Source organism: uncultured Proteiniphilum sp., from assembly GCF_937873925.1.
In the GTDB taxonomy this organism is placed as follows: domain Bacteria; phylum Bacteroidota; class Bacteroidia; order Bacteroidales; family Dysgonomonadaceae; genus Proteiniphilum.
The window spans coordinates 1-7,906 of record NZ_CALNAT010000007.1 but is presented as its reverse complement, the minus strand read 5'-3'; the positions used below and the strand labels follow the sequence as shown (position 1 = coordinate 7,906).

General features: G+C 47.1%; 4 protein-coding genes and 1 pseudogene. 3 read left to right on the top strand and 2 right to left on the bottom strand.

Going from position 1 to position 7,906, the window contains the following annotated elements:
* From Q0502_RS00815 to Q0502_RS00805, 3 genes are all read left to right on the top strand, one after another.
* A partial coding sequence (locus Q0502_RS00815; protein WP_298646026.1) for a SusC/RagA family TonB-linked outer membrane protein occupies positions 1-2,935 on the top strand: 2,935 nt, incomplete at its 5' end.
* Positions 2,936-2,945: 10 nt separating this feature from the next.
* A complete protein-coding gene (locus Q0502_RS00810) occupies positions 2,946-4,310 on the top strand; it encodes a RagB/SusD family nutrient uptake outer membrane protein (RefSeq protein ID WP_298646024.1) in 1,365 nt (454 codons plus the stop codon).
* 2 nt (positions 4,311-4,312) lie between these two features.
* Entirely contained in the window at positions 4,313-6,805 is a 2,493-nt protein-coding gene (locus tag Q0502_RS00805; protein ID WP_298646021.1) for a prolyl oligopeptidase family serine peptidase, read from the top strand.
* A gap of 23 nt (positions 6,806-6,828) precedes the next feature.
* Here Q0502_RS00805 and Q0502_RS18890 read toward each other — a convergent pair whose 3' ends face one another.
* Positions 6,829-7,101: a DUF6520 family protein gene (locus Q0502_RS18890; protein ID WP_366521719.1), complete on the bottom strand. Its 273-nt coding sequence runs from the start codon at positions 7,099-7,101 to the stop codon at positions 6,829-6,831.
* 24 nt (positions 7,102-7,125) lie between these two features.
* Positions 7,126-7,906 (bottom strand): annotated as a pseudogene (locus tag Q0502_RS00800) (tellurium resistance protein TerC); the annotation flags it as partial.

The window sequence follows — 7,906 nt, the reverse complement described above, 5'->3', positions numbered from 1 at the left end:
AAACTCTACTTACGCGCAAACGGTCACCGTCACCGGGCGGGTTACCGAGTCTTCCGGTAACCCGCTGCCGGGTGTCACCATAGTGATCCGGGGAACGTCCCCGACCGGCACAACCACCGGGGACGACGGACGCTACACATTGGCAGGTGTGCCGTCGGATGGGGTACTGTCCTTCTCCTTTGTCGGTTTTAAAACGCAGGAGATACCGGTGAACGGGAGAACCCGACTGGACGTACAATTACAGGAAGATATCACCACGCTGTCCGAAGTGATTGTAAATGCCGGATATTATACCGTAAAAGACCAGCTCCGTACTGGAAGCATTGCCAGAGTAACGGCCAAAGAGATCGAGAACCAGCCGGTAAGCAATGCGCTTTCCGCGGTACAGGGACGTATAGCCGGAGTAAATATCACCCAGGGCGGCGGTACCGCCGGGGGCGGTTATGAGGTACAGATCCGTGGCATGAACAGTTTAAGAAGGGAAGGAAATTACCCCATGTATATTATCGACGGGGTACCGGTAAGTTCGGAAACAATTTCTAACAGTCTTTCCGCAGCTATCCTTCCCTATACGGAAATAAATCCGCTGAATACCATCCACCCGAATGATATCGAGAGTATCGAGATACTGAAAGATGCGGACGCCACCGCCATTTACGGTTCCCGTGGCGCCAACGGCGTGATACTAGTCACCACGAAGAAAGGAAGGGCAGGGAGGAAGACTGCCCTCAGCGTCAGCAGCAGCTATGGCCTTAGCCGGGTGGCCAGGAAGCTGGAAATGATGGATACCCCACAATACCTTGAAATGCGCAGGCAGGCGTATGCCAATGACGGCATCACCGAGTATCCGGCTAATGCCTATGATATCAACGGTACCTGGGACCAGGCACGGTACACCGACTGGCAGGACGAACTGATCGGTGGAACGGCTGTCAACTCCAGTGTGCAGCTTTCAATAAGCGGGGGCAGTGATAATACGGGTTTCCTGGTGAGCGGCAGCCATAACGAGCAAACCACTGTCTTCGGCAAGGATTTCAGATACAAGACCAATAACCTCTCCATGAACCTGAATCACCGTTCCGATGATAACCGGTTTACATTCAATACCTCCGGACTGTTCTCCGAACAAAGCAATAATCTGATCCGGTCAGATATCACCAACCAGTCACTCGTGCTTAGTCCCAATGCCCCGGCACTCTACAAGGACGACGGCAGCCTGAACTGGGAGAACAGTACCTTCACGAATCCTGTAGCCGCTTACGAGAGCACATACTCCAATAAAGGCAGGACGTTCAATGTCAATCTGAATATGGGATACGAACTGTTCCGTTCTTTTTATCTGAAACTGAACGGGGGAATCGACCAGCAGGTTTTCGAAGAAAGAACGTTGTCGCCCAGCACGATCTATAACCCGGCATTCGGCAGGACGCCTTCTAGTTCCTTCATCACGAAAGCGAACCAACAGCGGTTTTCTTATTTATTGGAACCGCAGGTAAACTACAAACACAAATTTAACGAGCATGAAATAGACATATTGGCCGGGGGCACTTTCCAGCACAGGCAAACCTCTTCCTTGGCGGTATTCGGGTACGGGTTCGAAAGCAATGCGCTTATTACAAACCTGGCAGCGGCCGGGAATATTACGGTCAATTATGATACCAGGACCGAATATAAGTACGCTGCCGTATTCGGGAGGATGAATTACCAGTATAAGAGCAGGTATATACTTAACCTTACCGGCCGTCGGGACGGGTCGAGCCGCTTCGGGACAAATAACAGGTTTGCCAACTTCGGGGCAGCCGGAGCCGCATGGCTGTTCGCCGAAGAAGCATTCCTGAATGATATCCGGTGGCTAAGCTTCGGGAAACTGCGTGCAAGTTACGGGGTGACCGGAAGCGACGCCATCGGCGATTACCAGTACCTGGATACCTATACCGTGGGCAGCCAAAGCTATGGGGGAATCAAGTCCCTGAATCCTTCACGATTGTTCAATCCCTATTTCAGTTGGGAGAAAACAACCAAACTGGAGGTCGCCCTGGAACTGGGATTTCTGGACGACCGGATACGGTTGAACAGCGCCTGGTTCCGTAACCGTTCCGGGAACCAGTTAGTGGGTATCCCGTTGCCAGGAACCACCGGCTTTGCCTCCATACAGGCAAACCTGCCGGCTACGGTGGAAAACAAGGGGCTGGAACTGGAACTCAATACAAATCCCGTAAGAATTGGTTCGTTCAACTGGAACAGTGATTTCAACATCACTTTTCCCCGGAACAAACTGGTATCGTTCCCGGGACTGGAAGGCTCCACCTATGCAAACCAATATGTGATAGGCTATCCTACCTCCATCGTAAAAGTATATAATTACGAGGGGATCGATCCGGAAACCGGCCTATACACCTTTACGGACTACAACAACGATGGCAATATCTCTTCACCGGACGACAACCAGGTGATCAAAAAGATAGGTGCCAGGTATTATGGGGGCTGGTCGAACCAATTATCATACAAACAATGGGAATTCTCCTTTTTGTTCCAGTTTGTGAACCAGGTACAGGAAAATTTCAATAGTATGATGACCCGGCCGGGCAGTGTAAACAACCAACCGGTGGAAGTATTGGACGTATGGTCGCCGGAGAATCCCGACGGGCGGTACATGCCTTATTCATCCGGGGCATATGCACAGAAAAACCAGTCGCATCTCCGTTTCATGGACAGTTCGGCAGGCATCGGCGATGCCTCTTTTATCCGCCTGAAAAATATTCAATTAAGTTACAGGCTTCCGGTAAACAGGCATATACAGGATGTACGATTCCATGTACAGGGTCAGAACCTTTTGACCTTTACCGATTATTTCGGTGTGGATCCCGAGTTTATTTTAACCCGCTTTTTACCACCGCTGAAAACCTGGTCATTCGGCGTTCAGTTTAATTTTTAAAAACAAAAAAATGAAACGAGTATATCTGTTTATTTGTCTGGGAACAATAGTATTCCTGGCAGCCTGTGAGTCCCTGGTGAAAGTGGATTACCCCACCAACCAGATTGGCACCACACAGGTATTTGAAGACGTCAACACCGCCAATGCGGCATTGGCCGGCATCTACGAACAGCTACAACGTAGATCGGTAACAGAGGGAACAAGTATTTACGGCCCCCTTTTGTTAGGTTCCTATACGGACGAGCTGGATAGCTATCACTTTGAACAACACATATTGGATATTTATACCAATCAACTGATAGAGACCAATAGTATTATAAAAACCTGCTGGGATATTGTTTATATGCAAATCTACTATGCCAATTCCATTATTTATGGCGCAGAAAACTCAACGGCATTGTCCGGTCCGGATAAAAACCGTATCAAAGGGGAGGCGTTGCTAATCCGCACATTGCTTTATTTTTACCTGCAACAGATGTTTGGAGATATTCCCTATACCACCAGCCTGGATTACGAATACAACCGGACCATACATAAAACGGAAGCCCCTGCCGTATTGGAGCAATTGGAAGCTGACCTGAGGGAAGCTGTCGGTTTGCTGGAAGATGATTACCGCGATGCGGAGCGGATCTATCCCAACCGGAAAGTGGCACAGTTATTATTGGCAAGGATATACCTGACCGGGCATAAATATGAACAGGCCGGACAAATGGCCAATGAGATCCTTCAATCATCCCTATATGAATTTGAGGACGATATCAATGAGGTCTTTCATAAATCGGGCAGGCATATACTCTGGCAACTCAAACCGCAGAACAGTGGTGATGCCACAAAAGAAGCAACGTATTATCATTTCACCGGTGTAGCACCGTCCAATATCTTTACCCTTACTCCGGATCTGGTAAATAGTTTTGCCGATGATGATCTTCGAAGGCAGGCCTGGGTCGCAGAAGTGACCGTCGACGAAAACACCTGGTTCCGGCCTTACAAATACAAGATCAGGATGAACAACACAACCGAGTATTCCGTCTTCTCCCGGTTGGAAGAGGCCTATTTTATTATGGCAGAGGCTTTGGCTAAACAAAACAGGGTTGACGAAGCGTTGCCCTATCTCAATGCTACCCGGGTGAGGGCAGGGCTGACAGCGCTTACCTCGTTATCCGAAGCAGATTTCATCGATGAACTCCTGGCAGAAAAACGGCGTGAATTCTTTACCGAGCACTGCCATCGCTTCTTCGACCTGAAACGTGCAGGACGCTTGAATGATTTAAGCAGGGTAAAACCCAATTGGGAGGAATATAAGAGTGTGTTGCCTTTACCCCAGAGCGAACTGTTGATGAATCCCAACTTATACCCGCAAAACTCCGGATATTGATCATGAAGCTGTTCATCCTTTTATTCCTGGGCCTGCTGTTACTGGCAGGCCGGGATCTGAACGCTCAAAACAATCAGGAAGAGTTGCAACGGTTAGCTGACAGGCATTATAAAATGTTGAATTTAAAAATGAGCGACGATGGGAGATGGTTTCTCTTCCGCAAATGGCATAACCGAAATCGTGATACGATCCTGATCCTCAATAGCCATTATACCGGGAAAGTAATCGGCCGGAGAGCTATCATGGGCGAACCCTTTTTCCCCGACAATAACCATTTATTGACGCGTAACCGGCAGTCGGCAGAATTATGGAACCTGCAAAAGCAAACCGGTATCTATTACGAGCATGTTAAAGATATGAAAACGCTCAAAGGCAATGAGTTTGTATTGCACTACAATGAGAAGGCAGATAACAAGATTGGACTGTATGACACTTCGGGTAAATTACTGCAATCCGTCGATCACACAACTAAATTTATGATTGCGGAAGATGACTGTGTATATGTTATTATCAAAGAGAAAGAAGAGGATTATCACCTTGTGCGGCTGAGTGATAAAGGCCAGGAACAGCTATACGGTTCTCCTCGTGAAATCAAGTACTTGGACATATATCCCGGGCAACAGGGCATCATAATCCATGAACAGAATCCGGAAAGTGCGACCATGAGCACAAATTATCTCGATATGAATACAAAAACGGTGTATCCCTTACAGGATGTATTATTCATAAACCCCCAACGGGTATTGACAGAGATCATCGAAGAGGGACGCGCTTATTTTCTCAAAGTGATGACGGATAGCAATAAAACCGATAGTTCGGTCGTAGATATCTGGTACGGGAATGATTACCAATTGGAGAAAAAATTCTATCCACATCCTCATTTTTCCTATTATGTATGGGAACCCGGGTTAAAACGGATGGAACAGATAGGCGCGGACCAATCGACGGAGAAAGTGAGCCTGGGAAATGAACGTTATTTCCTGAGTTTTGACCGTTATCTTTTGAAGGATTATCTTACTTTTTCAGCTCCGCTGAAAATTGATATCTATGACCACGTGAAAGACTGTTATTCACTGGTCGATACCATACCCCGGAATTTGCATCCTTCTCCGGACGGTCGGTATCTTTTATACCTTAAAGACGGCAACTGGTATGTGTATCACGTCTCTACCGGCATGAAACAAAATATTGACGGAGATGGACTGGGGGCTCCCTATTTTACACCGGACGGGGAGAGTGCCTTTTTTGACGGGGATGGTGGTTGGTGGAGCTATACGATGGAAGAGAACAGGTTATCGAAACTTGATGATTTTGAAGGATACAAAGTGACGATCCTCAACGGGACTTCGAAAAATATCGCTGACAGGATTGGCCGGAAAACAATCGATCCTGAAAAACCGATGTTGCTCAGGCTGTACGATCCCAATGAGAACAAAACGGCTTATATCTTACACCAAAAAGGGAGGAATGAAACGCTCGTGCCCTTCACCGATATGGATATACAAGGACTGAATTACAACGGGAAGTATACACATTTCAGTTATACCGAAGAGCAATACAGCATACCGCCGCGGCTTGTACATAAAGAACCCGGAAAAGAAAAAAGCGTAGTATTCCGGAGTAACAAAACGGATACGGCGATCTTATCCCTCAAACGGGAGATTGTCTCCTATGCCAATAGTGAAAACATTCCCTTAAAAGGAATCTTGTATTATCCGCTGGATTACAACCCTACCGGGAAATACCCGATGGTGGTGCATATCTATCAGGTTCAGAGTAACAGGTTAAATTACTATCCGGCGTCGACTTACGGTAGTACGAATTTCACAGGGTTCGACTTACGACTATTGCTGGAAAAAGGATATTTTGTCTATTTCCCTGATATTGTCTATGGTTCTGAAGGCACGGGATTGTCGGCATTGGATTGCGTACACCGCGGATTGGATGCATTGGAGGATAACCGCCACATCGATAAAAGCCGGATTGGTCTTATTGGACACTCGCATGGCGGATATCAGACGAATTTCATAGCCACACATTCCGACCGGTTTGCCACCTATGTTTCCGGAGCAGGTAACAGTGATATTGTCCGCTCTTATTTTTCGTATAACTATAATTTCTTAATCCCTTTTTACTTTCAATTCGAGACCGGGCAATATGAAATGAAAAAGAGTTTCAGTGAAGACAAGCAACTTTATTTAAAAAACAACCCTATCCACTATGTGGACCAGGTCAATGCCCCGGTTTTATTGTGGACCGGGATGAAAGACCAGAACATTTATTGGGAGCAAACTATGGAGTTTTATATCGGCCTGAAACGGAACAGGAAAAAGGTTATTTCGCTATTTTACCCCAATGAGGGGCATACGATCATGGATAGTAGGGCAAGTAAAGACTTATACGTAAGAATACTGGATTGGTTTGATTATTTTCTCAAAGGAAATAAAAATGTGGAATGGATTAATAATGAGATAAAGAAGGATGCTATTTTCTAGCATCCTTCCATTCTTAGTCAAGTTTATGGCCTGAATAAAGGATCACCGCACATTGTTTCATTAATCTGACTGGAGAGTTCATGGACTGTACCGTTACTGTCTTTCCATGTACAAACTGCAGAACCTGTAGGTGAACATGAAGAGCCTTCCGCTAGGATACATTCATTTTTGGTACTATCGAAATAGTATCCCTCCTGAGATACTTGAGAGTCTTTTGCTGCATTAGTCGCAAAAGCCGCGCCGGCTCCCATTAATATAATCACAGCCGGCACAAGGAACTGTTTAAATTTTTTCATGTTGAAAAAAATTTAGAATGATGCCTACTCTTTGAGGTTTTCGACTTCTCCTGTTTTGAAATGGCGTGTCACCGGCTGCGCAAAACGGTAACGCACGATTTCATTGCCGGACAAAACAAACAAATATTCGTCCGTGACGATCATCCAGGCCATTTTATGGCCACCCCGGTTGTGCACATAAAAACTGCCCAGATACTCCTGCCTGTCGGTCCGGTACATATCGACAATGGCTGCCTTCTGCCACATCTCCCGGGATTCGAATTTTCCCATAAGATTGGATTCATTGAACAACACCCGGTTATGTACGGCCGACCTCTTATTGACCTGCATTGGGGGCGCTCCCATTTGATGCCGCCCGTCCGACAATGAACGGACCCGCACCTGCACCCTGGATATGGTGTCGATGGTATGCAGCCTCCGGGAAAGGTGGAGGCTGCTGTCCGTCACTAAAAATTCATTCCGGTAAAAATAGATATAGACCAGTTCCCCGGTTATATCGTCCCGGAGCAATTGCCCGTCGGTATCGAACACGCCGTCCACCTGCTTTTCCAACAGATCGTGATTGAGGGTTACTTTCGGGTCTTGCTCCAACGGGTTTTGGTCCAACCGGAGGCTTCCCAATACCTGCTCCTTTGTCTTGGCACCCTGTGTCCTGAAGGTGAAATTGACGGAGTCCATGACCTCCAGCTGGGAAAAATAGGCGTCTGCATAACTGACGGTGCGGGCCAGCGAATCGCCCAACTGCCCCCGGTAAATCACCGGCACACTCCCGTCATACACATAAAAATAGGGAGGTTTTACCTTT

What these genes read in the sequence shown, in the direction of transcription:
- Q0502_RS00805 (WP_298646021.1), top strand. Translation starts at nt 4,313, where the DNA reads ATGAAGCTGTTCATCCTTTTATTCCTGGGCCTGCTGTTACTGGCAGGC.
- Q0502_RS00810 (WP_298646024.1), top strand. Translation starts at nt 2,946, where the DNA reads ATGAAACGAGTATATCTGTTTATTTGTCTGGGAACAATAGTATTCCTG.
- Q0502_RS18890 (WP_366521719.1), bottom strand. Translation starts at nt 7,101, where the DNA reads ATGAAAAAATTTAAACAGTTCCTTGTGCCGGCTGTGATTATATTAATG.